Consider the following 22,198-nt stretch of genomic DNA (forward strand, 5'->3'; position numbering starts at 1 on the left):
CGGCCTAACGTGACTAAAGTACGTAATTGCGTTCTTGATGCACTTTCCATCAACGTCAACAACATCATTAGCTTGGTCGTGGGTGCTTTCCCTTTGGACCCGACAGTGTCAAAAACGGCTGTCATCCTAACCATTTTAACAGCAACATAACAGGCTAGATGACACCGGACACCCAATAAAACTACGCTTCGTTGACATATATCAAGTTCAATTGTAGCACGTTAACAGTTTGATGAAATCATCGTATCTGAATGCTAGCCTTTATCACAATTTTTCAATAAACCAACTAGTTGCGGACATTGATTGATAAACATTATGAATCCAATCAGAAAGACCTATATACGCAACGATTATCATTATTAAACATAAGGATATGGTGCGTTTATTAACATTCTAACTGATTGTTCAGTCTCAAAATAGTTTAGCGTCTTTAATTTGTTATGAAACGCTATTTCGGTGATTTGTGTTGCAATTTTGTAAATTCGTGCTGCGTAATATGTTGAGGCACCTCACATTTTTTCGCGCTAACTGATTAAAAAGAGAGCATAAATGCATCTGTCGATTGTGCTGGTTGGGCCAGCAAGAGCAGAAAATATTGGCGCGGCAGCGCGCGCCATGAAGACCATGGGTTTCACCGATTTGCGCATCGTTGACAGCACGGCGCACCTGGAGCCCGCCACGCGCTGGGTGGCGCACGGGTCGGGAGATATCGTTGATAATATAACAACTTACGCAACGCTCGCCGACGCGCTTCACGATATTTCCTTCACCGTGGCGACCACCGCGCGCAGCCGGGCGAAGTTTCATTACTACGCCACGCCCGCCGAGCTGCTGCCGATGTTGAGCGAGAAAAGCCAGTGGCTGGATAAAGCCGCGCTGGTTTTTGGCCGCGAAGATTCGGGCCTGACGAACGAGGAGCTGGAGCTTGCCGACGTGCTGACGGGCGTGCCGATGGTGGCGGATTATCCGTCGCTGAATTTAGGCCAGGCGGTGATGGTTTACTGTTATCAATTAGCATCCTTAATGCAAATCCCTCAACCCGAGGCGGCCGCCACCGATGAAAATCAGCTTTCTGCGCTGCGTGCCCGGAGTCAGGCATTGTTATCCCGGCTTGGGGTGGACGACGACGTAAAAATGGTCGACTGGCTGAATCAGCGTTTGGGTCGTCTTGAGCAACGAGACACCGCCATGCTGCACCGATTGCTGCATGACATCGAAAAAAAATTGGCCGAGTAATGTGCTGTCATAAGTTTTTACTATGGCGAAAAAGACTGATGTCTTGGGGTTGGACTGGCGTAATCGGATGAAAATAAATCCGCAAGCAGCGGGACGTCAGAGCGTCCCGAAGTGTGATCAAATTAAAAATTCATTGACTTAGCAGGCCCAATCCTTTAACCCTAAAAGAATACAGGACAGACAGATAATAATGACAGAGTATACAACATCCATGACACGCATCAGCATCACCACCATTACAACAACCACCATCATTACCACAGGTAGCGATGCGGGCTGACGCGTACAGGAAAAACAGAAAAAAGCCCGCACCGAACAGTGCGGGCTTTTTTTTTCGGCTAAAGGTAACGAGGTAATCCCATGCGAGTGTTGAAGTTCGGCGGTACATCAGTGGCAAATGCAGAACGTTTTCTGCGTGTTGCCGATATCCTGGAGAGCAATGCCAGGCAGGGGCAGGTTGCGACCGTGCTTTCTGCCCCGGCGAAAATCACTAACCATCTGGTGGCGATGATTGAAAAAACCATCGGTGGCCAGGATGCACTCCCGAACATCAGCGACGCTGAGCGCATTTTTACAGAGCTGCTTCAGGGCCTGGCAGACGCCCAGCCGGGTTTCCCGCAGGCGCAGCTGAAAGCCTTTGTTGAGCAAGAATTTGCCCAAATCAAACATGTCCTGCACGGCATCAGCCTGCTGGGTCAGTGCCCGGACAGCATCAACGCGGCGCTCATCTGCCGCGGTGAAAAACTCTCTATCGCCATCATGGCGGGCCTGCTGGAAGCGCGCGGTCACAGCGTGACGGTCATCGATCCGGTAGAAAAACTGCTGGCGGTGGGCCATTACCTCGAATCCACCGTGGATATTGCCGAATCCACTCGCCGTATTGCCGCGAGCAAAATTCCTTCCGACCACATGATCCTGATGGCCGGTTTTACCGCCGGGAATGAGAAGGGCGAGCTGGTGGTGCTGGGCCGTAACGGCTCCGATTACTCCGCCGCCGTGCTGGCCGCCTGTTTACGCGCAGACTGTTGCGAGATCTGGACCGATGTTGACGGCGTTTATACCTGCGACCCGCGCCAGGTCCCGGACGCCAGGCTGCTGAAGTCGATGTCGTATCAGGAAGCGATGGAGCTTTCCTACTTCGGCGCCAAAGTGCTTCACCCTCGTACCATCTCCCCGATTGCCCAGTTCCAGATCCCATGCCTGATTAAAAATACCGGTAACCCGCAGGCGCCGGGCACGCTGATTGGTGCCAGCTCGGATGAAGACGGTCTGCCGGTGAAAGGGATCTCCAACCTGAATAACATGGCGATGTTTAGCGTGTCCGGCCCCGGCATGAAGGGGATGGTGGGCATGGCGGCGCGCGTCTTCGCGGCGATGTCCCGTAACGGTATCTCCGTTGTGCTGATCACCCAGTCCTCTTCCGAGTACAGCATCAGCTTCTGCGTGCCGCAGGCCGACTGCCTGCGCGCGCGCCGTGCGCTGGAAGAGGAGTTTTATCTGGAGCTGAAAGAAGAGCTTCTGGAGCCGCTCTCCATTCAGGAGCGTCTGGCGGTAATCTCCGTAGTAGGCGACGGGATGCGCACCCTGCGCGGCATTTCTGCCAAATTCTTTGCCGCGCTGGCGCGTGCCAACATCAACATCGTGGCGATCGCTCAGGGCTCTTCAGAGCGTTCTATTTCCGTGGTGGTTGATAATGACGATTCCACCACCGGCGTGCGCGTGGTGCATCAGATGCTGTTCAACACCGACCAGGTGATTGAGCTGTTCCTGATTGGCGTGGGCGGCGTCGGCGGCGCGCTGCTGGAGCAGGTGAAGCGCCAGCAGGCCTGGCTTAAGAAGAAGCACATCGATCTGCGCGTCTGCGGTATTGCCAACTCAAAGGCCCTGCTGACCAACGTGCACGGCCTGAATCTGGAAAACTGGCAGGCGGAAATGGCCGAGGCCAAAGAGCCGTTCAATCTGGGACGTTTGATCCGTCTGGTGAAAGAGTATCACCTGCTCAACCCGGTGATTGTCGACTGTACGTCGAATCAGGCGGTGGCCGATCAGTACGCCGATTTCCTGCGCGAAGGGTTCCACGTGGTGACGCCGAACAAAAAGGCCAACACCTCGTCGATGGATTACTACCATCAGCTGCGCCTGGCGGCGAGCAAGTCGCGCCGTAAGTTCCTCTACGACACCAACGTGGGCGCCGGGCTGCCGGTTATCGAAAACCTGCAAAACCTGCTGAACGCCGGGGATGAACTGCAACGTTTCTCCGGGATCCTCTCTGGCTCGCTGTCGTTTATCTTCGGCAAGCTGGACGAGGGCATGAGCCTGTCGGAAGCGACCCGCGCGGCGCGCGAGCTGGGCTATACGGAGCCCGATCCGCGTGACGATCTTTCCGGTATGGACGTGGCGCGAAAGCTGCTCATTCTGGTGCGTGAAACCGGCCGCGAGCTGGAGCTGTCCGATATCGTGATCGAACCGGTGCTGCCGGAAGCGTTCGATGCCAGCGGTGATGTCAGCACCTTTATGAGCCGCCTGCCGCAGCTCGACGACGCATTTGCCGCCCGCGTGGCGAAAGCCCGTGATGAAGGCAAGGTATTGCGCTATGTTGGCAACATTGAAGAAGATGGCGTTTGCCGCGTGAAGATTGCCGAAGTGGATGGCAACGATCCGCTGTTCAAAGTTAAAAACGGCGAGAACGCCCTGGCGTTTTACAGCCACTATTATCAGCCACTGCCGCTGGTGCTTCGCGGCTATGGCGCAGGGAACGATGTGACGGCGGCGGGCGTTTTCGCCGATCTGCTGCGTACCCTGTCATGGAAGTTAGGAGTTTAACATGGTCAAAGTTTATGCCCCGGCTTCCAGCGCCAACATGAGCGTTGGGTTTGATGTGCTGGGGGCGGCGGTGACGCCGGTTGACGGTTCCCTGCTGGGCGATACGGTCACGGTGGACGCGGCTGACAGTTTCAGCCTGAATAACGTGGGCCGCTTTGCCAGCAAGCTGCCCACCGATCCGCGCGAGAATATTGTTTATCAGTGCTGGGAGCGCTTCTGTCAGGAGATCGGCAAAAACGTGCCGGTCACCATGACGCTGGAAAAAAGTATGCCTATTGGCTCCGGGCTGGGCTCAAGCGCCTGCTCGGTGGTGGCCGCGCTGGTTGCCATGAACGAACACTGCGGCAAGCCGCTGAACAACAATCGCCTGCTCGCGCTGATGGGCGAGCTGGAAGGGCGTATTTCCGGCAGCATTCACTACGATAACGTCGCGCCGTGCTTCCTCGGCGGGATGCAGCTGATGATTGAAGAAAATGGCATCATCAGCCAGCAGGTGCCAGGGTTTGATGAGTGGCTGTGGGTGCTGGCCTATCCGGGCATTAAGGTGTCGACCGCCGAGGCGCGTGCGATCCTGCCCGCGCAGTATCGTCGTCAGGACTGCATCGCTCACGGGCGTCATCTGGCGGGCTTTATTCACGCCTGCTACACCCGTCAGCCGCAGCTGGCGGCGAAGCTGATGAAAGACGTGATCGCCGAGCCGTACCGCACGAAGCTGCTGCCAGGCTTTAACGAGGCGCGTCAGGCGTCTATGGATATCGGCGCACAGGCGTGCGGCATCTCCGGCTCCGGCCCGACGCTGTTTGCCCTGTGCGACAAGCCCGACACCGCGCAGCGCGTGGCGGAGTGGCTCTCTAAACACTACCTGCAAAATCAGGAAGGCTTTGTTCATATTTGCCGTCTGGACACGGCGGGCGCACGAGTACTGGGATAAATAATGAAACTCTACAACCTTAAAGATCATAACGAGCAGGTCAGCTTCGCGCAGGCGGTGACGCAGGGGCTGGGCAAAAATCAGGGGCTGTTCTTCCCGCACGACCTGCCGGAATTCCAATTGACCGAGATCGACGAACTGCTCAAGCAGGACTTCGTGACCCGCAGCACCAAAATTCTCTCTGCGTTTATCGGCGACGAGATCCCGCAGGAGCTGCTGGAAGAGCGCGTGCGCGCGGCGTTTGCCTTCCCGGCACCGGTGAAGCAGGTTGAGCCGGACGTAGGCTGCCTGGAGCTGTTCCACGGCCCGACGCTGGCCTTTAAAGACTTCGGCGGCCGCTTTATGGCGCAGATGCTGACCCACATCAGCGGCGACAAGCCGGTGACCATTCTGACCGCGACGTCCGGCGATACCGGTGCGGCGGTGGCTCACGCGTTCTACGGCCTGAAAAACGTCCGCGTCGTTATTCTCTATCCGAAAGGGAAAATCAGCCCGTTACAGGAAAAACTGTTCTGTACGCTGGGCGGCAATATTGAAACCGTGGCTATTGACGGTGATTTCGACGCCTGTCAGGCGCTGGTGAAACAGGCCTTCGATGACGAAGAGCTGAAGGTGGCGTTGGGGCTGAACTCGGCGAACTCTATTAACATCAGCCGCCTGCTGGCGCAGATTTGCTACTACTTCGAAGCGGTGGCACAGCTGCCGCAGGACGCGCGTAACCAGCTGGTGATCTCCGTGCCAAGCGGTAACTTTGGCGACCTGACCGCAGGCCTGCTGGCGAAATCCCTCGGTCTGCCGGTGAAGCGCTTTATCGCGGCGACCAACGCGAACGACACCGTGCCGCGCTTCCTGAAAGAGGGGAAATGGGCGCCGAACGCGACGCAGGCCACCCTGTCGAATGCGATGGACGTGAGCCAGCCGAACAACTGGCCGCGCGTGGAAGAGCTGTTCCGCCGCAAGGTGTGGCGTCTGGGCGATCTGGGCTACGCGTCCGTGACCGATGAAACCACCAAAGCGACCATGCGCGAGCTGAAAGCGGTGGGGTATACCTCCGAGCCGCACGCGGCTATCGCATACCGTGCGCTGCGCGACCAGCTGAATCCGGGTGAATACGGCCTGTTCCTGGGAACGGCGCATCCGGCGAAGTTTAAAGAGAGCGTGGAGGAGATTCTGGGCGAAACCCTGCCGCTGCCGAATGAGCTGGCGGAACGTGCCGACCTGCCGCTGCTGTCGCATGAGCTGCCAGCGGACTTTGCCGCGCTGCGTAAGCTGATGATGACCCGCGCGTGATTGTGTTGCCCGGTGGCGGCTACGCCTTACCGGGCCTACAGCGTTTCAGAAAGTAGGCCGGGTAAGCGCAGCGCCACCCGGCAATAGCAGCACCGATTCGTAGGCCGGGTAAGCGCAGTGCCACCCGGCAACAGCAACACAGATCTGACGCCGCCACCCGGCTTTTTTATGGAGAAAATAAGGAGAGAAATAGCAGTAAAAATGCAGGAATTCCCACTAAATGCGGTCGCTCAGAGATTAGGATTGCAGAGAATAACAACCCCGGTTCCCCTCACGTAATCTCCTTACATCGGCCCACGGCGGGCAAGAATAATAAGGAGTCATCCATGTCTACACTCAAACCTGCACTCATCGCGCTTTCACTGATGCTGGTCGCTCCCATGGCGGTACAGGCATCGGAAATCACCCTCGTGCCTGCGGTAAAACTGCAAATCGGCGATCGGGATAACAGCGGGCACTACTGGGATGGCGGCCGCTGGCGCGACCATAACTGGTGGAAGGCACACTACGACTGGCGCGATAACCACTGGCGTCCGCATGACGAACATCACCATCGCGACGATCGTCCTGACCCTCACCACGATCGTCACGACGATCATCGTCCGGGACCGGACTGGAAGCACCGCTAATGCAAACCCCGCCGTCTGGCGGGGTTTCGTTTTACTGCTCGTGGCGCTTAAACACCAGCTCGCCTTTCCCTGACGTTTCTTCGTCAAAGAAATAGCCGTCGGTATTAAACCCGGTCAGCTGTTCCGGCTTCGTCAGACGGTTTTGAATGATATAGCGGCTCATCAGCCCGCGCGCCTTCTTGGCGTAGAAGCTGATCACCTTGAATTTGCCGTTCTTCTCGTCGAGGAACACCGGCTTAATGATTTCCGCGTCGAGCTGCTTCGGCTTCACGGATTTGTAGTATTCGTCGGAAGCGAGGTTAATCACCACCTTATCGCCCTGCGCGCGCAGCGCCGCGTTCAGTTTGTCGGTAATGATATCTCCCCAGAAATGGTACAGATCTTTGCCCTTCGGGTTTTCCAGGCGGATCCCCATCTCCAGACGATACGGCTGCATCAGATCCAGCGGGCGCAGCACGCCGTACAACCCTGACAGCATCCGCAGGTGCTGCTGGGCAAAATCAAAATCGTCTTCGCTGAACGTTTCTGCCTGCAAGCCGGTATACACATCGCCCTTAAACGCCAGCAGCGCCTGACGCGCGTTGTCTGGCGTGAAATCCGGCTGCCAGTCGTGGAAGCGGGTGGCGTTCAAATCGGCGAGCTTATCGCTGATGCCCATCAGCGAGGCAATCTGCGGGGCGGAGAGTTTACGCGCCTCACGGATGAGCTGTTGCGAATAATCCAGCAGTTCAGGCTGGGTATAACGTTCGGTGGCGAGCGGGCTTTGGTAATCGAGCGTTTTGGCAGGTGAAATCAGAATCAGCATATCCAGTCCTTGCAGGAAATTTAGAGCGACTTTAGCAAAAAATCGCCCTGAATTGATCGATACCTGTTATTGACGCGGCAAATCATCCCACGTGCCGCGGGCGATTTGAGCCTCGATTTCGGGATAGCGGGCGGCGTCAAATACCGGCTGCACGCCGAGCTTGCGCTGGCGAAGATAGTCCCTGGCGATAAGCGTCACAACGGGGGAGAGCAGCAAAATCGCCGTCAGGTTGGTGATGGCCATCAGCGCCATAATCACATCCGCCAGCTGCCAGACCATCGGCAGGCTCAGCAACGAACCCGCCATCACCATCAGCACCACGCCAGTGCGCAGCAGCCAGCGCATAAGGGGAGAGTCAAGCCGCAGGAAGATGAGGTTATTTTCAGCGTAGAGATAATTCACCACGATGGAACTAAAGGCGAAAAGAGCAACGATAACGGAAACAAACCCCGCGCCCCAGCCTCCGGCAAGGTGAACCAGCGCCTGCTGGACGATCTGAATCCCGGCCGTCCCGTCTGCGTGCGCAACGGGGCCTGCCAGCAGCACAATCATGGCGCTGGCGGAGCAGATCACAATGGTGTCCGTAAAGACGCCAATCATCTGCACGATGCCCTGCGCGGCAGGGTGCGGGGGCCATGACGAGGCGGCGGCAGCGGCGTTGGGCGTTGAGCCCATTCCGGCTTCATTGGAGAACATTCCCCGCTGAAAGCCCGCCGTGAGCGCCTGGCTGAGGGTATAGCCCAGCGCGCCGGAAGCCGCTTCCCGCCAGCCGAAGGCGCTGCGGAATATCGTGGCAATCACGTCCGGCACCAGCGTGATGTTCGTGGCGGTAACGAACAGGCTGGCCGACACCCACAGCAGCGCCATCAACGGGACCAGCCACTGCATCAGCCGCGCCACGCCACGGATGCCTTTGACGATGGTCAGCAGGGTGAAGAGGGCGAGCAGGGCGCCGCTCAGCCACTCGGGACACGAGAAAGCGTAGCGCAGCGCATGCGCCACAGAGTTCGCCTGCACGGTATTGAAAATCAGGCCATAGGCGACGAGCAGGAAAAGGGAAAACAGCACGCCCATCCAGCGCATACCCAGACCCCGCGCCATATACCACGCCGGGCCGCCGCGAAACTGACCGCGGTTGTCCTTCTCTTTGTAGAGCTGGGCGAGAGAGCATTCGGCAAACGAGGTCGCCATGCCGATGAGGGCAGTTACCCACATCCAGAACACCGCGCCGGGGCCGCCTGCGCCAATGGCAAGCGCCACGCCCGCCAGATTACCGCTGCCGATACGCGCTGCCAGACTGGTGCAAAGCGCCTGAAACGAGGTCAGGCCACCGGGCTGCGGCGTCACGCTATTTTTCAGGCTTCTGCCGAACTTGCGCACATAACGAAACTGAATGAAATCGCTGCGTAGCGTAAACCAGATCCCTGCCCCGAGAAGCAGATAAATCATGATAGAGCCCCACAGGACGTCATTGATAAATGAGAGGAAATCAGGCATTAACGTCCCTCTTGTTGATGCCAAAATGCATATGTAAGCGCTACCACTGATTGACCATGCTGTTACTTAGCAGGCTGTTAATATTCGGAGTTTACCATACATTGCCTAAGCGCACTGTCTGCGGTTGCGCTGCCTATCCACCGTGTTATCATCAGAGGCAGACCGGTTACATCCCCCTAACAAGTAAACCTGTCATTTTTCCGCTGCTGGCAAGCTGTCGGTCGCGTGAATTATCCAGGGCACGTTAAAAGAGAAACACTATCATGACGGATAAATTGACCTCCCTTCGTCAGTTCACCACTGTCGTAGCTGACACCGGAGATATCGCGGCAATGAAGTTGTACCAGCCGCAGGATGCCACAACTAACCCTTCTCTGATCCTTAACGCCGCGCAGATCCCTGAGTATCGCAAACTGATCGACGACGCAGTGGCTTGGGCGAAAGGCCAGAGCAGCGATCGCGCACAGCAGGTTGTGGATGCAACTGACAAACTGGCTGTAAACATCGGTCTGGAGATCCTGAAACTGGTTCCGGGTCGTATCTCTACTGAAGTAGACGCGCGTCTGTCCTACGACACCGAAGCGTCTATCGCTAAAGCAAAACGCCTGATCAAACTGTACAACGATGCTGGCATCAGCAACGACCGTATCCTGATCAAACTGGCGTCTACCTGGCAGGGCATCCGCGCTGCTGAGCAGCTGGAAAAAGAAGGCATCAACTGTAACCTGACCCTCCTGTTCTCCTTCGCGCAGGCGCGTGCGTGTGCAGAAGCGGGCGTATACCTGATTTCTCCGTTTGTGGGCCGTATTCTGGACTGGTACAAAGCCAACACCGACAAGAAAGAGTACGCGGCCTCTGAAGATCCAGGCGTGGTGTCCGTGACTGAAATCTACGAATACTACAAACAGCACGGCTATGAGACCGTAGTGATGGGCGCAAGCTTCCGTAACGTCGGTGAAATCATCGAGCTGGCCGGCTGTGACCGCCTGACCATCGCACCTGCACTGCTGAAAGAGCTGGCAGAGAGCGAAGGCGCAATCGAGCGTAAACTGTCCTACACCGGTGAAGTGAAAGCGCGTCCGGAGCGCATCACTGAGTCCGAGTTCCTGTGGCAGCACAACCAGGATCCAATGGCGGTAGACAAACTGGCGGACGGTATCCGTAAGTTTGCTGTTGACCAGGAAAAACTGGAAAAAATGATCGGCGATCTGCTGTAATCATGACGCGTGGCCGGGCTCCCGGTCACGCAACTTCCTTCATCCTCTGTCTGTAATTCCCCTCTACGTGTATCATTCCTGCTGACTGCACTATTTGACTGGAATGACTATGAATATCTTACGCATCGGCCTGGTGTCGATTTCTGACCGCGCCTCCAGCGGTGTTTATCAGGATAAGGGCATCCCCGCTCTGGAAGAGTGGCTGGGCACTGCGCTGACGACTCCGTTTGAAATTCAGACCCGCCTGATCCCTGACGAACAGGCCATCATTGAACAGACGCTGTGTGAGCTGGTGGACGAAATGAGCTGCCACCTGGTTCTGACCACCGGCGGTACGGGGCCAGCGCGCCGCGACGTCACACCGGATGCCACCCTTGCGATTGCCGACCGTGAAATGCCGGGCTTTGGCGAACAGATGCGCCAGATCAGCCTGCACTTTGTGCCAACGGCGATCCTCTCCCGTCAGGTCGGGGTGATCCGCAAGCAGGCGCTGATCCTCAATCTGCCGGGCCAGCCGAAGTCGATTAAAGAGACGCTGGAAGGGGTTAAAGCCGAAGACGGCAGCGTGGTGGTTCACGGGATTTTCGCAAGTGTACCGTATTGTATACAGTTGCTCGACGGACCTTATGTGGAAACGAATGCGAAGGTCGTAGCAGCATTTCGTCCGAAGAGCGCGCGCCGCGAAACAATCTCCTGAAATTAACCCATATGTGACATAAGCTACAGCTCATATCGCGAGCGGAATATTTTACGGTATAGTAATTTTTTGTTTACGAATGCCGTAAAAATAAATCCACAACACTGATAAATGGCTCGCTATGTCACATACCTCCCGACCTCTGAATCGACAGGATTATAAAACCCTCACCCTCGCGGCACTCGGCGGGGCGCTGGAGTTTTATGACTTCATCATCTTCGTTTTCTTCGCTGCCGTGGTGGGCGAACTCTTCTTCCCGGCGGATATCCCCGAGTGGCTGCGCCAGGTGCAAACCTTCGGCATCTTCGCCGCGGGCTATCTGGCGCGCCCGCTGGGCGGCATTGTGATGGCGCACTTTGGCGATCTGGTCGGGCGTAAGAAGATGTTTACCCTCAGCATCCTGCTGATGGCGGTGCCGACGCTGGCCATCGGCCTGCTGCCCACCTACGCCAGCATGGGCATAGTCGCGCCGTTATTGCTGCTGCTGATGCGCATTCTCCAGGGGGCCGCGATTGGCGGTGAAGTGCCTGGCGCATGGGTGTTTGTCGCCGAGCACGTCCCGGCGCGCCGCATCGGTATCGCCTGCGGTACTCTGACGGCGGGGCTGACGGTGGGGATCCTGCTAGGTTCGGTGGTGGCGACCATCATCAATACCAGCATGACGCAGCAAAACGTCCACGACTGGGGCTGGCGCATTCCGTTCCTGCTGGGCGGCGCGTTCGGCCTGGTGGCGATGTACCTGCGCCGCTGGCTACAGGAAACGCCGATCTTCATCGAAATGCAGCAGCGTAAGGCGCTGGCGCAGGAGCTTCCGGTGAAAGCGGTGGTGGTGCGCCACAGGCGCGCGGTGGTGGTGTCGATGCTCCTCACCTGGCTGCTGTCGGCGGGGATCGTGGTGGTGATTTTGATGTCCCCGGTCTGGCTGCAAAAGCAGTACGGATTCGCCCCGGCGGTGACGCTACAGGCCAACAGCATCGCCACCATTATGCTCTGCTTCGGCTGCCTGATTGCCGGGCTGGTGGTCGATCGCGTGGGTGCGAGCCTGACCTTTATCGTCGGTAGCCTGCTGCTGGCCGCCTCAAGCTGGACCTTCTACCACCTGGCGGGCAGCCACCCGGAACAGCTGTTCCTGCTCTACGGCGCGGTGGGGCTGTGCGTGGGCGTGGTGGGGGCGGTGCCTTACGTGATGGTGCGCGCCTTCCCGCCGGAGGTGCGATTCACCGGCATTTCATTCTCGTATAACGTGTCCTACGCCATCTTTGGCGGATTAACCCCGATTGCCGTGACCCTGCTGATGGGCGTATCGCCGATGGCACCCGCCTGGTACGTGCTGGCGCTCTCGGTAATGGGGCTGGGGTTAGGGCTTTGGCTGCGTCAGAAGCCGGTCGAAGCCCCGGTGATGGTAAGTTAACCGGGCAGGCCGGGCTTCCGCCCGGCCGATATGTTAATGCGAAGGGGTATAGCTCAGGATGATGTTGTCATCCGGAATGTGGGTAAAGCGGGTGATGATGGCGTGATAGTCCGCCAGCGGATCGACATCCTTAAACCGCTGCGGATAGAAGATTTTACTCAGCGCTTCAATGGCAACGATGTTGTACGGGTTGTTGTAGAAGTGATGATAAAGCGCCCCGGTATGGCCCTGCGCCACGGCCGGAATGCTGGCCACGCCCTGACGCGCGGTTAAGGCATTAAAAGCCGTCGCCACGTCGCCTGCCGGAACGTTATAGCCAAACGGGATAATCGCCGTTCCCTTGCCCGGGCGCTTAGAGCCGGTCATCAGGTAATAATCCGGGTTCATCGAGATAATTTTCTCTACCGAAACAGTCCCCGTCGCCCCCGGCAGCAGCTGTGAGCCGATATTCGTGCCGCCAGCGGCTTCCACCAGCCCGCCCCAGCCGTTTCGGGCGTGGGTGAAGCAGCAGCCGTTATCCAGACCGCCGACCCCGGCGATAGGCTCGATAAACACCAGCGGTTTTTTGCCAGCGTCGGCCAGACGCTGGTGGATCGTATCCAGGCGTTGCTGATAGAAATCGATATACGCCTGCGCGCGGTCGCTCTGATCCATCACTTTACCCAGCAGGGCAATGCTCGGCAGGGTGTTCTCTACCGGATGCAGCTCATAGTCGACGAACACCACCGGGATATGCAGCGCCTCAAGCTTTGCCAGCACGCCGGTCTGTACAAGCGAGGGTTTGGCGCGAAGCTGGGCAATCATCAGGTCGGGCTGGCGGGAGATCACCGTTTCAAGATCCACGTTGCCCTGGTCGGAAAACTTCATGTCGAGGATCTTTTCCGCTTCCGGCCACTGGCGCTTCAGCACGTTCCAGGTTTCGGTGTCCTGCTTTTTCGGCAGGTTGTTCCAGGCGACCACCTTCGCAAACGGGTTATCGCGCTCCAGCAGGGCGAGGGCGAAGATGTCGCGACCGTCCTGCAATATGATGCGCTGCGGCGCGTGTTCAATGGTGACCGTGCGGTTATCGAGATCCGTCACCGTGACCGGCCAGCTCTGCGCCTGGGCGATAAAAGGCGACAGTAAAAGCGCCAGCCCACCCGCGGCGGCGATGATTTTTTTCAGCGTCATGTTTTCCCCGTCTTACTTCTTATGGCGTTAAACCGTCGACCACCACGTGCGGTAGCCCACGGGAACAGTATTCAACCCGGCCATCCACGCCGTACACCGTCGCCAGGTTCGCTGGCGTCACCACCTCGCCCGGTACGCCGCTGGCGATCAGTTCACCGCCTTTCAGCATCAGGGCGTACTCGGCGTGGCGCAGCGCAATATTGATGTCGTGAATGACGACCAGCGTGACGATATTTCGCTGCCGCGTTTCGCGCGCGACGATATCCATCACGTGAAACTGGTAGTTAAGATCGAGGGCGCTGAGCGGCTCGTCCAGCAGCAGCAGGTCCGGCTCGCGGATAAGCGACTGCGCCAGCCCAATCAGCTGTTTCTGCCCGCCGGAAAGCTGGTCGAGGAAGCTCATCGCCAGATGCGCTACGCCCAGCTTGTCGAGAATGGCATAGGCCTCTTGCTCAACGTTGTGCATGTTGCCGCCGCCGCTTGCCCGACGCGCCACAATCACCGATTCAAGGGCATGTAAATGCACGCCCTGCGGCAACGACTGCGGGAGATAAACCACCTTTTGCGCCCGCGTCGCCGACGGCAGCGTCATCAGATCTTCGCCGTTCAGCAGCAGTTTTCCCTTCGCGGGATTGAGATCGGCGAGCGCGCGCAGCAGCGTCGATTTGCCCGAGCCGTTTGGCCCCAGCAGGGCGGTGATCTGCCCGCGCGGGAGGAGCGGGGTATTCAGCCCGGAAATGATTTCTCTCTTGCGATAGCCGGTGTGCAGGTCGTCTACGCGAAGGCCGTCGGTCATACATTCCCCCGGTTACGAATAATGATGCTCAGGAAAAACGGCACGCCCACCAGCGAGGTGACAATGCCCACGGGGATGATAACGCCGGGAACGATATTTTTTGAGAACACCGAGGCCAGCGACAGCACCAGCGCGCCGATCAGCATGCTGCCCGGCAGGTAGAAGCGGTGATCTTCGCCAAACATCATGCGTGAGATGTGCGGCGCGACCAGGCCGATAAAGCCGACCGGGCCGACGAAGGCAACCGTCAGCGCCGAGATAATGCTGATGCGCAGCAGGGTGGTCATGCGCAGCTGTTTAACGTTGATGCCGAAGCTGACGGCGCGATCTTCGCCGAGGCGCAGGGCGGTGAGCTTCCAGGCGTTTTTCAACGACAGCGGCACGATAATCAGCAGCGCGACGGCGAGGATCGCAAGTTTATCCCACGAGGCGCGCGCCAGGCTGCCCATCGTCCAGAAGACCAGCCCTTGCAGGGTGTCCTCGCTGGCAACGAACTGGAGGATTGAGATCAGGGCGTTAAAGGTGAACACCAGCGCAATTCCGAACAGCACTACGCCGGAGGTCGCCACGCGCGTCCAGCGGCTGATGCCGTCCAGAATAAAGCAGGCGAGCAGCGCAAAGACAAAGGCATTCGCTGGAATAAACCATTTATCGTCAATGCCGGGAATGCCCAGCCCCAGCACGATTGCCAGCGCGGCACCAAAGGAGGCGGCAGAGGACACGCCAAGGGTAAAGGGGCTGGCGAGCGGGTTGTTCAGGATAGTTTGCATCTCTGCCCCCGCAAGCCCGAGCGCGATCCCCACGGCGACCGCCATCAGGGCAAACGGCAGGCGAATATCCCAGACGATGACCCGGGTGCCCGCATCCGCAGCGGAAGCGTTAATGAGCGTGTGCCAGAGCGTCGAAACGGACATGCCGGACGGCCCGATGGTGAAGTCCAGCAGCAGGGAGCAAATAATGAGGGCGAAAAGGACGCCCGCCAGCGCGAAGCGTCTGACGAGAATTTTACGGTAGCGTAACGCGACGGTGGTTTCGCCAGACTGATTGCTGGCGGTAAGGCTGGAATTCATCAGATAACCTTATGCAACACAACAGAATCGTTTTATCCCTTAACGTTCCATTTCGGGTGCTGCCTGATATCCAATATCCGGGATTTGCCAGGCAACATTAATCGCAATGATAATGCTTATCAATTGAATGAGATGATTATTCCAGTTCCGTTTAATCATCGTTTCTGTTTTGGCGCAGAGTTAGCCAAAAACCGTGTCGGGCGCTGGCATCGGTAAAAGACTGTTACACGGGAAGCTATCGGCAGGGGGAGTTTCGTGCCCGCGAGGCGGGCACGAAAGGGGATCAGTGTTTTTCACCAATCGGCAGTACGGTGCGACCGAACTGTTCGTTCAGCACTTCACCCATTGCCAGGTAAATTGCGCTTGCGCCGCACACCAGGCCGATCCAGCCCGCAACGTGAACGATGCCTTCGTTATCCACCAGATGGCCAATCGCCAGCAGGGCGAACAGCACGGTCAGGCTCAGGAAGACGAACTGCAATGCGCGGTTGCCTTTCAGGGTGCCGAAGAACATGAACAGGGTGAAGACGCCCCACAGGCCCAGGTAGACGCCCAGGAAGTGTGCGTTGGAGGCATCTGCTAGGCCCATTTTAGGCAGCAGCAGAATCGCCACCAGGGTCAGCCAGAACGAGCCGTAGGAGGTAAAGGCGGTCAAGCCGAAGGTGTTGCCTTTCTTATATTCCAGCAGGCCCGCGAAGATTTGCGCGATACCGCCGTAGAAAATGCCCATCGCCAGGATGATGCCGTCCATCGGGAACAGCCCGATGTTGTGCAGGTTCAGCAGGATAGTGGTCATGCCAAAACCCATCAAGCCCAGCGGAGCCGGATTAGCCAACTTAGTGTTGCCCATAAGTCCTCAAAAAAATCATCATTAATATGGTGAAATGGTTAAACCCTCGTCAATTCTCCCTGACGGGGCGCGGCATCATAATGGGCGCAATCGATGCCGTCTATGATCTGATCCGGGTGAATTTAAAATTTTTTTTATGCTTCCCCCTTGATGCAAGACGCAGCGACCCCATCTAGTAGTCAACCGCAGTGTGTGGACCTGAAAAAATTCAAATCTGGGCAGTTGAAAAAGCACCTTCTGCCCTTATTACAGGTACACAACCACATGTTGACTGAATTTTTAGTGAGGACGTTTAGATGGGTAAAATTATTGGTATCGACCTGGGTACTACCAACTCTTGTGTAGCGATTATGGACGGCACTACTGCACGCGTGCTGGAGAACGCCGAGGGCGATCGCACCACGCCTTCTATCATTGCTTATACCCAGGATGGTGAAACTCTGGTTGGTCAGCCGGCTAAACGTCAGGCAGTGACAAACCCGCAAAACACCCTGTTTGCGATCAAACGCCTGATTGGCCGCCGCTTCCAGGACGAAGAAGTCCAGCGTGACGTTTCCATCATGCCGTACAAAATCATCGCGGCAGATAACGGCGATGCATGGCTTGACGTGAAAGGCACCAAAACTGCACCACCGCAGATCTCTGCTGAAGTGCTGAAAAAAATGAAGAAAACCGCTGAAGATTACCTGGGTGAGCCGGTAACTGAAGCTGTTATCACCGTACCTGCGTACTTTAACGATGCTCAGCGTCAGGCAACCAAAGATGCTGGCCGTATCGCGGGTCTGGAAGTAAAACGTATCATCAACGAACCAACCGCAGCGGCACTGGCTTACGGTCTGGATAAAGAAGTTGGCAACCGTACTATCGCGGTTTACGACCTGGGTGGTGGTACTTTCGATATCTCCGTTATCGAAATCGACGAAGTTGACGGCGAAAAAACCTTCGAAGTTCTGGCAACCAACGGTGATACCCACCTGGGTGGTGAAGACTTCGATACCCGTCTGATCAACTACCTGGTTGACGAATTCAAGAAAGATCAGGGCATTGACCTGCGTAACGACCCGCTGGCTATGCAGCGCCTGAAAGAAGCCGCTGAGAAAGCGAAGATTGAACTCTCTTCCGCTCAGCAGACCGACGTGAACCTGCCGTACATCACCGCAGACGCGACCGGTCCTAAACACATGAACATCAAAGTGACCCGTGCGAAACTGGAAAGCCTGGTAGAAGACCTGGTGAACCGTTCTATCGAGCCGCTGAAAGTTGCTCTGCAAGACGCTGGCCTGTCCGTATCCGATATCCAGGACGTTATCCTGGTGGGTGGTCAGACCCGTATGCCAATGGTTCAGAAGAAAGTGGCTGAATTCTTTGGTAAAGAGCCACGTAAAGACGTTAACCCGGACGAAGCGGTTGCTATCGGTGCAGCGGTTCAGGGCGGCGTTCTGACCGGTGAAGTGAAAGACGTACTGCTGCTGGACGTTACCCCGCTGTCTCTGGGTATCGAAACCATGGGCGGTGTGATGACTGCGCTCATCAACAAAAACACCACCATCCCAACGAAACACAGCCAGGTGTTCTCTACCGCTGAAGACAACCAGTCTGCGGTAACCATCCATGTGATTCAGGGTGAGCGTAAGCGTGCGGCGGATAACAAATCTCTGGGTCAGTTCAACCTGGACGGTATCAACCCGGCACCACGAGGTATGCCGCAGATCGAAGTAACCTTCGATATCGATGCTGATGGTATCCTGCACGTGTCTGCAAAAGACAAAAACAGCGGTAAAGAGCAGAAGATCACCATCAAGGCATCTTCTGGCCTGAACGAAGCAGAAATCGAAAAAATGGTTCGCGATGCAGAAGCTAACGCTGAATCCGACCGTAAGTTCGAAGAGCTGGTTCAGACCCGTAACCAGGGTGACCACCTGCTGCACAGCACCCGTAAGCAGGTTGAAGAAGCAGGCGACCAGCTGCCAGCCGACGACAAAACGGCCATCGAAGCTGCGCTGAGCGCGCTGGAATCTTCACTGAAAGGTGAAGACAAAGCGGACATCGAAGCGAAGATGCAGGAGCTGGCACAGGTTTCTCAGAAGCTGATGGAAATCGCACAGCAGCAGCACGCACAGCAGCAGGCTGGTGGCGCTGACGCTTCTGCGAACAACGCGAAAGACGACGACGTTGTTGACGCTGAGTTCGAAGAAGTTAAAGACAAAAAATAATCGCCCTGATGCAGGGTAATTAACCGGCACGGGCGTAGGAGAATTCTCCACGCCCGTGCTCGCATGTTAAGGGGCTGAAAAAAACCAATGGCAAAGCAAGACTATTACGAGATTTTAGGCGTTTCCAAAACAGCGGAAGAGCGTGAAATCAAAAAGGCGTACAAGCGCCTGGCCATGAAATATCACCCGGACCGTAACCAGGGTGATAAAGAGGCTGAAGCCAAATTCAAAGAGATTAAAGAAGCCTACGAAATCCTGACCGACGCGCAAAAGCGTGCAGCCTATGACCAGTACGGTCACGCGGCCTTTGAACAGGGCGGCATGGGCGGCGGTGGATTTGGTGGCGGCGGCTTTGGCGGCGGCGCTGATTTCAGCGATATCTTCGGCGACGTGTTTGGCGATATCTTTGGCGGCGGTCGCGGGCGTCAACGTGCGGCGCGCGGCGCGGATCTGCGTTACAACATGGATCTGACGCTGGAAGAAGCGGTTCGCGGTGTCACGAAAGAGATCCGCATTCCGACCCTGGAAGAGTGTGACGTTTGCCACGGCAGCGGCGCCAAAGCGGGGACCAAACCGCAGACCTGTCCAACCTGTCATGGCTCCGGCCAGGTGCAGATGCGTCAGGGCTTCTTTGCGGTGCAGCAGGCCTGTCCGCACTGTCACGGTCGCGGTACGCTGATCAAAGATCCGTGCAACAAATGTCACGGTCATGGTCGCGTTGAGAAAACCAAAACCCTGTCGGTCAAAATCCCGGCGGGTGTCGATACCGGCGATCGTATTCGTCTGTCCGGCGAAGGCGAAGCGGGCGAGCATGGCGCACCGGCAGGCGATCTGTACGTTCAGGTTCAGGTGAAGCAGCACGCTATCTTTGAGCGTGAAGGCAACAACCTGTACTGCGAAGTACCGATCAACTTCGCGATGGCGGCGCTGGGCGGTGAAATCGAAGTGCCAACGCTGGACGGTCGTGTGAACCTGAAAGTGCCTGGCGAAACCCAGACCGGCAAGCTGTTCCGTATGCGCGGCAAAGGTGTGAAATCCGTTCGCGGCGGTGCGCAGGGCGACCTGCTGTGCCGCGTGGTGGTGGAAACCCCTGTCGGCCTGAACGACAAGCAGAAACAGCTGCTGAAAGAGTTGCAGGAAAGCTTTGGCGGCCCAACGGGCGAGAAAAACAGCCCGCGCTCTAAAAGCTTCTTCGATGGCGTCAAAAAGTTCTTCGACGATCTGACCCGCTAAGTCGACAGCAGGTCATCTTTCTTAAAAAGCCCGGAAGCGATTCCGGGCTTTTTCTATTTGTGGGTATATTTCGGTAAAAGCGAATATATACTCAACATTAATCTGTTTTTGCCGAATGATCTGGCTTGGTAAGATGGTTTTATCGAGGTATTGTGGTAAAAGAGAGAACTTAAGTGAAATTATTACACCGTTTCTTTAGCAGTGAAGCGTCCGGCGGCGTGATTCTGATCGTCGCCGCGATAGCCGCGATGGTGCTGGCAAACTTAGGCATAACGTGCGAACTCTATCACGCATTTCTGGAAACACCCGTGGAGCTACGGGTGGGCGTTCTGGAAATTAATAAAAACATGCTGCTGTGGATCAACGACGCCCTGATGGCGGTTTTCTTCCTGCTGGTGGGGTTAGAGGTTAAGCGCGAGCTGGTGATGGGATCGCTGGCGAGCCGTCAGCGCGCCGCGTTTCCCGTGATTGCGGCACTTGGTGGGATGGTGGTGCCTGCGCTGCTCTTCCTGGCCTTTGCCTGGCAGGATCCGGTGGCGCGCGACGGCTGGGCGATCCCGGCTGCGACGGATATCGCCTTTGCGCTCGGCGTGCTGGCATTACTGGGAAGTCGCGTACCCGTTGCGCTGAAAATCTTCCTGATGGCGCTGGCGATTATCGACGACCTGGGCGCAATCGTGATTATCGCGCTGTTCTATACCAGCGAGCTGTCGATACTGTCGCTGAGCGTGGCCGCAGGGGCGATTGCGGTGCTGGCGCTGCTGAATATCTGCAACGTGCGCCGCATCGGCATCTACGTGCTGGTGGGTATGGTGCTGTGGACAGCGGTGCTGAAATCCGGCGTACACGCCACCCTGGCGGGCGTCATCGTCGGCTTCTTCGTGCCGCTTAAGCCGCAGGACGGCAAGTCACCGGCAAAACAGCTGGAGCATGTTCTCCATCCGTGGGTCGCCTTTATGATCCTGCCGCTGTTTGCCTTCGCCAACGCGGGCGTTTCTCTGGAAGGCGTCACGCTGGACGGACTGACCTCTGTCGTGCCGCTGGGGATTATTGCCGGGCTGTTTATCGGTAAGCCTTTGGGCATCAGCCTCTTCTGCTGGCTGGCGATTAAGCTGAAGCTCGCCACCCTGCCGCAGGGGACAACCTTCAGGCAGATCATGGCGGTAGGCGTGCTGTGCGGTATCGGGTTCACGATGTCTATCTTCATCTCGACCCTGGCGTTTGGCGCGAAGGCACCAGAGCTTATCATTTGGGCGAAGCTCGGCATCTTAATCGGCTCATTGCTGGCTGCGGTTGTTGGTTACACGCTGTTAAAAATGAAATTGCCGGGCCAGGTGGGCCAGGCATAACAGGATCCCAGGGAGAGCAGCAGGCTCTCCCTGAACACCCTCAGGGAGAGAAGAAGCAATGTCTCATATCAATTACAACCATCTGTACTATTTCTGGCACGTCTACAAAGAAGGCTCGGTAGTTGGGGCGGCAGAGGCGCTTTACCTGACGCCCCAGACCATCACCGGGCAGATAAAGGCGCTGGAACAGCGTTTGCAGGGCAAGCTTTTCAAGCGTAAAGGCCGCGGTATTGAACCGAGCGAACTCGGCGAGCTGGTCTTTCGTTACGCCGACAAGATGTTCACCTTAAGCCAGGAGATGCTGGATATCGTGAACTACCGCAAAGAGTCGAACCTGCTCTTTGACGTCGGGGTGGCGGACGCGCTGTCAAAACGGCTGGTGAGCGGCGTGCTGGATGCGGCGGTGGTGGAAGATGAACAAATCCATCTGCGCTGCTTTGAATCCACCCACGAAATGCTGCTGGAGCAGCTGAGCCAGCACAAGCTGGATATGATTATCTCCGATTGCCCCATCGACTCCACGCAGCAGGAGGGGTTGTTCTCGGTGAAGATCGGCGAGTGTGGCGTGAGCTTCTGGTGTATCAATCCACCGCCGGAAAAACCCTTCCCGGCCTGTCTGGAGGAGCGCCGCCTGCTGGTGCCCGGAAGGCGTTCAATGCTGGGACGCAAGCTGCTGAACTGGTTTAACTCGCAGGGTCTGAAAGTGGAGATACTGGGTGAGTTTGACGATGCGGCGCTGATGAAAGCCTTTGGCGAAGCGCATAACGCTATCTTTGTCGCGCCAACGCTGTACGCGCACGATCTCTATTCAGATAACAGAATTACAGAGATTGGCAGGGTGGATAACGTGATGGAGGAGTACCACGCGATATTTGCCGAAAGGATGATTCAGCACCCGGCGGTGCAGCGAATTTGCAATCGCGACTACTCGGCGCTGTTTACGCCTCCCGCGATTTGAGGACATAAAAAAACCCGCGTTAA

Annotated in this window: 19 protein-coding genes and 1 other annotated feature; of the genes, 13 read left to right on the forward strand and 6 right to left on the reverse strand. The window is 56.9% G+C overall.

Going from position 1 to position 22,198, the window contains the following annotated elements:
- Window positions 1–9 precede the first annotated feature (9 nt).
- The 6 genes from yjjY to ACSVHP_RS03660 all read left to right on the forward strand — a co-directional run bounded on the left by yjjY (window position 10) and on the right by ACSVHP_RS03660 (window position 6,909).
- Window positions 10–150: a YjjY family protein gene (yjjY, locus tag ACSVHP_RS03635; RefSeq protein ID WP_085938930.1), complete on the forward strand. Its 141-nt coding sequence runs from the start codon at window positions 10–12 to the stop codon at window positions 148–150.
- A 399-nt stretch (window positions 151–549) separates the two neighbouring features.
- A complete protein-coding gene (locus ACSVHP_RS03640; protein ID WP_447551018.1) occupies window positions 550–1,236 on the forward strand; it encodes a tRNA/rRNA methyltransferase in 687 nt (228 codons plus the stop codon).
- A 218-nt stretch (window positions 1,237–1,454) separates the two neighbouring features.
- Window positions 1,455–1,571: a sequence feature (Thr leader region), on the forward strand.
- Window positions 1,572–1,596: 25 nt separating this feature from the next.
- Window positions 1,597–4,059 (forward strand): bifunctional aspartate kinase/homoserine dehydrogenase I, encoded by a 2,463-nt coding sequence (thrA, locus tag ACSVHP_RS03645; protein ID WP_447551019.1) that lies wholly within the window; start codon window positions 1,597–1,599, stop codon window positions 4,057–4,059.
- Between the two features lies 1 nt (window position 4,060).
- Window positions 4,061–4,990, forward strand: coding sequence for a homoserine kinase (thrB, locus tag ACSVHP_RS03650; protein ID WP_234673857.1), 930 nt, complete (start codon window positions 4,061–4,063; stop codon window positions 4,988–4,990).
- A gap of 3 nt (window positions 4,991–4,993) precedes the next feature.
- Window positions 4,994–6,280 carry a threonine synthase gene (gene thrC, locus ACSVHP_RS03655; RefSeq protein ID WP_447551020.1) on the forward strand — a complete coding sequence of 429 codons (1,287 nt, stop codon included), beginning with the start codon at window positions 4,994–4,996 and terminating at the stop codon, window positions 6,278–6,280.
- Window positions 6,281–6,606: 326 nt separating this feature from the next.
- Window positions 6,607–6,909, forward strand: a complete 303-nt coding sequence (locus ACSVHP_RS03660; protein ID WP_447551021.1) for a DUF2502 domain-containing protein — start codon at window positions 6,607–6,609, stop codon at window positions 6,907–6,909.
- A gap of 31 nt (window positions 6,910–6,940) precedes the next feature.
- Here ACSVHP_RS03660 and yaaA read toward each other — a convergent pair whose 3' ends face one another.
- Both yaaA and ACSVHP_RS03670 read right to left on the reverse strand, forming a co-directional pair.
- The gene (gene yaaA / locus ACSVHP_RS03665) at window positions 6,941–7,714 is read right to left on the reverse strand and encodes a peroxide stress protein YaaA (RefSeq protein ID WP_447551022.1); all 774 of its coding nucleotides are present in this window, start codon (window positions 7,712–7,714) and stop codon (window positions 6,941–6,943) included.
- Window positions 7,715–7,780: 66 nt separating this feature from the next.
- Window positions 7,781–9,211, reverse strand: a complete 1,431-nt coding sequence (locus ACSVHP_RS03670; protein WP_417316541.1) for an alanine/glycine:cation symporter family protein — start codon at window positions 9,209–9,211, stop codon at window positions 7,781–7,783.
- A 263-nt stretch (window positions 9,212–9,474) separates the two neighbouring features.
- On the opposite strand from ACSVHP_RS03670, the gene tal reads away from it, so the two are divergent.
- From tal to ACSVHP_RS03685, 3 genes are all read left to right on the forward strand, one after another.
- Window positions 9,475–10,428 (forward strand): transaldolase, encoded by a 954-nt coding sequence (gene tal, locus ACSVHP_RS03675; RefSeq protein WP_447551023.1) that lies wholly within the window; start codon window positions 9,475–9,477, stop codon window positions 10,426–10,428.
- A gap of 109 nt (window positions 10,429–10,537) precedes the next feature.
- A complete protein-coding gene (mog, locus tag ACSVHP_RS03680) occupies window positions 10,538–11,125 on the forward strand; it encodes a molybdopterin adenylyltransferase (protein ID WP_447551024.1) in 588 nt (195 codons plus the stop codon).
- A 121-nt stretch (window positions 11,126–11,246) separates the two neighbouring features.
- Window positions 11,247–12,536, forward strand: coding sequence for an MFS transporter (locus ACSVHP_RS03685; RefSeq protein ID WP_447551025.1), 1,290 nt, complete (start codon window positions 11,247–11,249; stop codon window positions 12,534–12,536).
- Window positions 12,537–12,569: 33 nt separating this feature from the next.
- Here the strand turns inward: ACSVHP_RS03685 and ACSVHP_RS03690 are convergent, their stop codons facing one another.
- From ACSVHP_RS03690 to satP, 4 genes are all read right to left on the reverse strand, one after another.
- Complete coding sequence (locus tag ACSVHP_RS03690; RefSeq protein ID WP_447551026.1) at window positions 12,570–13,706, reverse strand: ABC transporter substrate-binding protein; 1,137 nt, start codon at window positions 13,704–13,706, stop codon at window positions 12,570–12,572.
- 19 nt (window positions 13,707–13,725) lie between these two features.
- The gene (locus tag ACSVHP_RS03695; protein ID WP_447551027.1) at window positions 13,726–14,502 is read right to left on the reverse strand and encodes an ABC transporter ATP-binding protein; all 777 of its coding nucleotides are present in this window, start codon (window positions 14,500–14,502) and stop codon (window positions 13,726–13,728) included.
- Complete coding sequence (locus ACSVHP_RS03700; RefSeq protein ID WP_447551028.1) at window positions 14,499–15,572, reverse strand: FecCD family ABC transporter permease; 1,074 nt, start codon at window positions 15,570–15,572, stop codon at window positions 14,499–14,501. The genes ACSVHP_RS03695 and ACSVHP_RS03700 overlap by 4 nt, the downstream gene beginning before the upstream one ends.
- Window positions 15,573–15,855: 283 nt before the next feature.
- Entirely contained in the window at window positions 15,856–16,422 is a 567-nt protein-coding gene (gene satP, locus ACSVHP_RS03705) for an acetate uptake transporter (protein WP_234673868.1), read from the reverse strand.
- Between the two features lie 296 nt (window positions 16,423–16,718).
- On the opposite strand from satP, the gene dnaK reads away from it, so the two are divergent.
- The 4 genes from dnaK (at window position 16,719) to nhaR (ending at window position 22,175) form a co-directional block, all read left to right on the forward strand.
- Window positions 16,719–18,635, forward strand: coding sequence for a molecular chaperone DnaK (dnaK, locus tag ACSVHP_RS03710; RefSeq protein WP_234673869.1), 1,917 nt, complete (start codon window positions 16,719–16,721; stop codon window positions 18,633–18,635).
- Between the two features lie 87 nt (window positions 18,636–18,722).
- The gene (gene dnaJ, locus ACSVHP_RS03715) at window positions 18,723–19,868 is read left to right on the forward strand and encodes a molecular chaperone DnaJ (protein WP_234673870.1); all 1,146 of its coding nucleotides are present in this window, start codon (window positions 18,723–18,725) and stop codon (window positions 19,866–19,868) included.
- A gap of 173 nt (window positions 19,869–20,041) precedes the next feature.
- Window positions 20,042–21,217 (forward strand): Na+/H+ antiporter NhaA, encoded by a 1,176-nt coding sequence (gene nhaA / locus ACSVHP_RS03720; RefSeq protein ID WP_447551029.1) that lies wholly within the window; start codon window positions 20,042–20,044, stop codon window positions 21,215–21,217.
- A 58-nt stretch (window positions 21,218–21,275) separates the two neighbouring features.
- Window positions 21,276–22,175, forward strand: a complete 900-nt coding sequence (gene nhaR, locus ACSVHP_RS03725) for a transcriptional activator NhaR (RefSeq protein WP_234673872.1) — start codon at window positions 21,276–21,278, stop codon at window positions 22,173–22,175.
- Window positions 22,176–22,198 lie beyond the last annotated feature (23 nt).

This window comes from Enterobacter sp. 186315, assembly GCF_053290175.1.

What these genes read in the sequence shown, in the direction of transcription:
- ACSVHP_RS03640 (WP_447551018.1), top strand. Translation starts at nt 550, where the DNA reads ATGCATCTGTCGATTGTGCTGGTTGGGCCAGCAAGAGCAGAAAATATT.
- thrA (WP_447551019.1), top strand. Translation starts at nt 1,597, where the DNA reads ATGCGAGTGTTGAAGTTCGGCGGTACATCAGTGGCAAATGCAGAACGT.
- thrB (WP_234673857.1), top strand. Translation starts at nt 4,061, where the DNA reads ATGGTCAAAGTTTATGCCCCGGCTTCCAGCGCCAACATGAGCGTTGGG.
- thrC (WP_447551020.1), top strand. Translation starts at nt 4,994, where the DNA reads ATGAAACTCTACAACCTTAAAGATCATAACGAGCAGGTCAGCTTCGCG.
- ACSVHP_RS03660 (WP_447551021.1), top strand. Translation starts at nt 6,607, where the DNA reads ATGTCTACACTCAAACCTGCACTCATCGCGCTTTCACTGATGCTGGTC.
- yaaA (WP_447551022.1), bottom strand. Translation starts at nt 7,714, where the DNA reads ATGCTGATTCTGATTTCACCTGCCAAAACGCTCGATTACCAAAGCCCG.
- ACSVHP_RS03670 (WP_417316541.1), bottom strand. Translation starts at nt 9,211, where the DNA reads ATGCCTGATTTCCTCTCATTTATCAATGACGTCCTGTGGGGCTCTATC.
- tal (WP_447551023.1), top strand. Translation starts at nt 9,475, where the DNA reads ATGACGGATAAATTGACCTCCCTTCGTCAGTTCACCACTGTCGTAGCT.
- mog (WP_447551024.1), top strand. Translation starts at nt 10,538, where the DNA reads ATGAATATCTTACGCATCGGCCTGGTGTCGATTTCTGACCGCGCCTCC.
- ACSVHP_RS03685 (WP_447551025.1), top strand. Translation starts at nt 11,247, where the DNA reads ATGTCACATACCTCCCGACCTCTGAATCGACAGGATTATAAAACCCTC.
- ACSVHP_RS03690 (WP_447551026.1), bottom strand. Translation starts at nt 13,706, where the DNA reads ATGACGCTGAAAAAAATCATCGCCGCCGCGGGTGGGCTGGCGCTTTTA.
- ACSVHP_RS03695 (WP_447551027.1), bottom strand. Translation starts at nt 14,502, where the DNA reads ATGACCGACGGCCTTCGCGTAGACGACCTGCACACCGGCTATCGCAAG.
- ACSVHP_RS03700 (WP_447551028.1), bottom strand. Translation starts at nt 15,572, where the DNA reads ATGAATTCCAGCCTTACCGCCAGCAATCAGTCTGGCGAAACCACCGTC.
- satP (WP_234673868.1), bottom strand. Translation starts at nt 16,422, where the DNA reads ATGGGCAACACTAAGTTGGCTAATCCGGCTCCGCTGGGCTTGATGGGT.
- dnaK (WP_234673869.1), top strand. Translation starts at nt 16,719, where the DNA reads ATGGGTAAAATTATTGGTATCGACCTGGGTACTACCAACTCTTGTGTA.
- dnaJ (WP_234673870.1), top strand. Translation starts at nt 18,723, where the DNA reads ATGGCAAAGCAAGACTATTACGAGATTTTAGGCGTTTCCAAAACAGCG.
- nhaR (WP_234673872.1), top strand. Translation starts at nt 21,276, where the DNA reads ATGTCTCATATCAATTACAACCATCTGTACTATTTCTGGCACGTCTAC.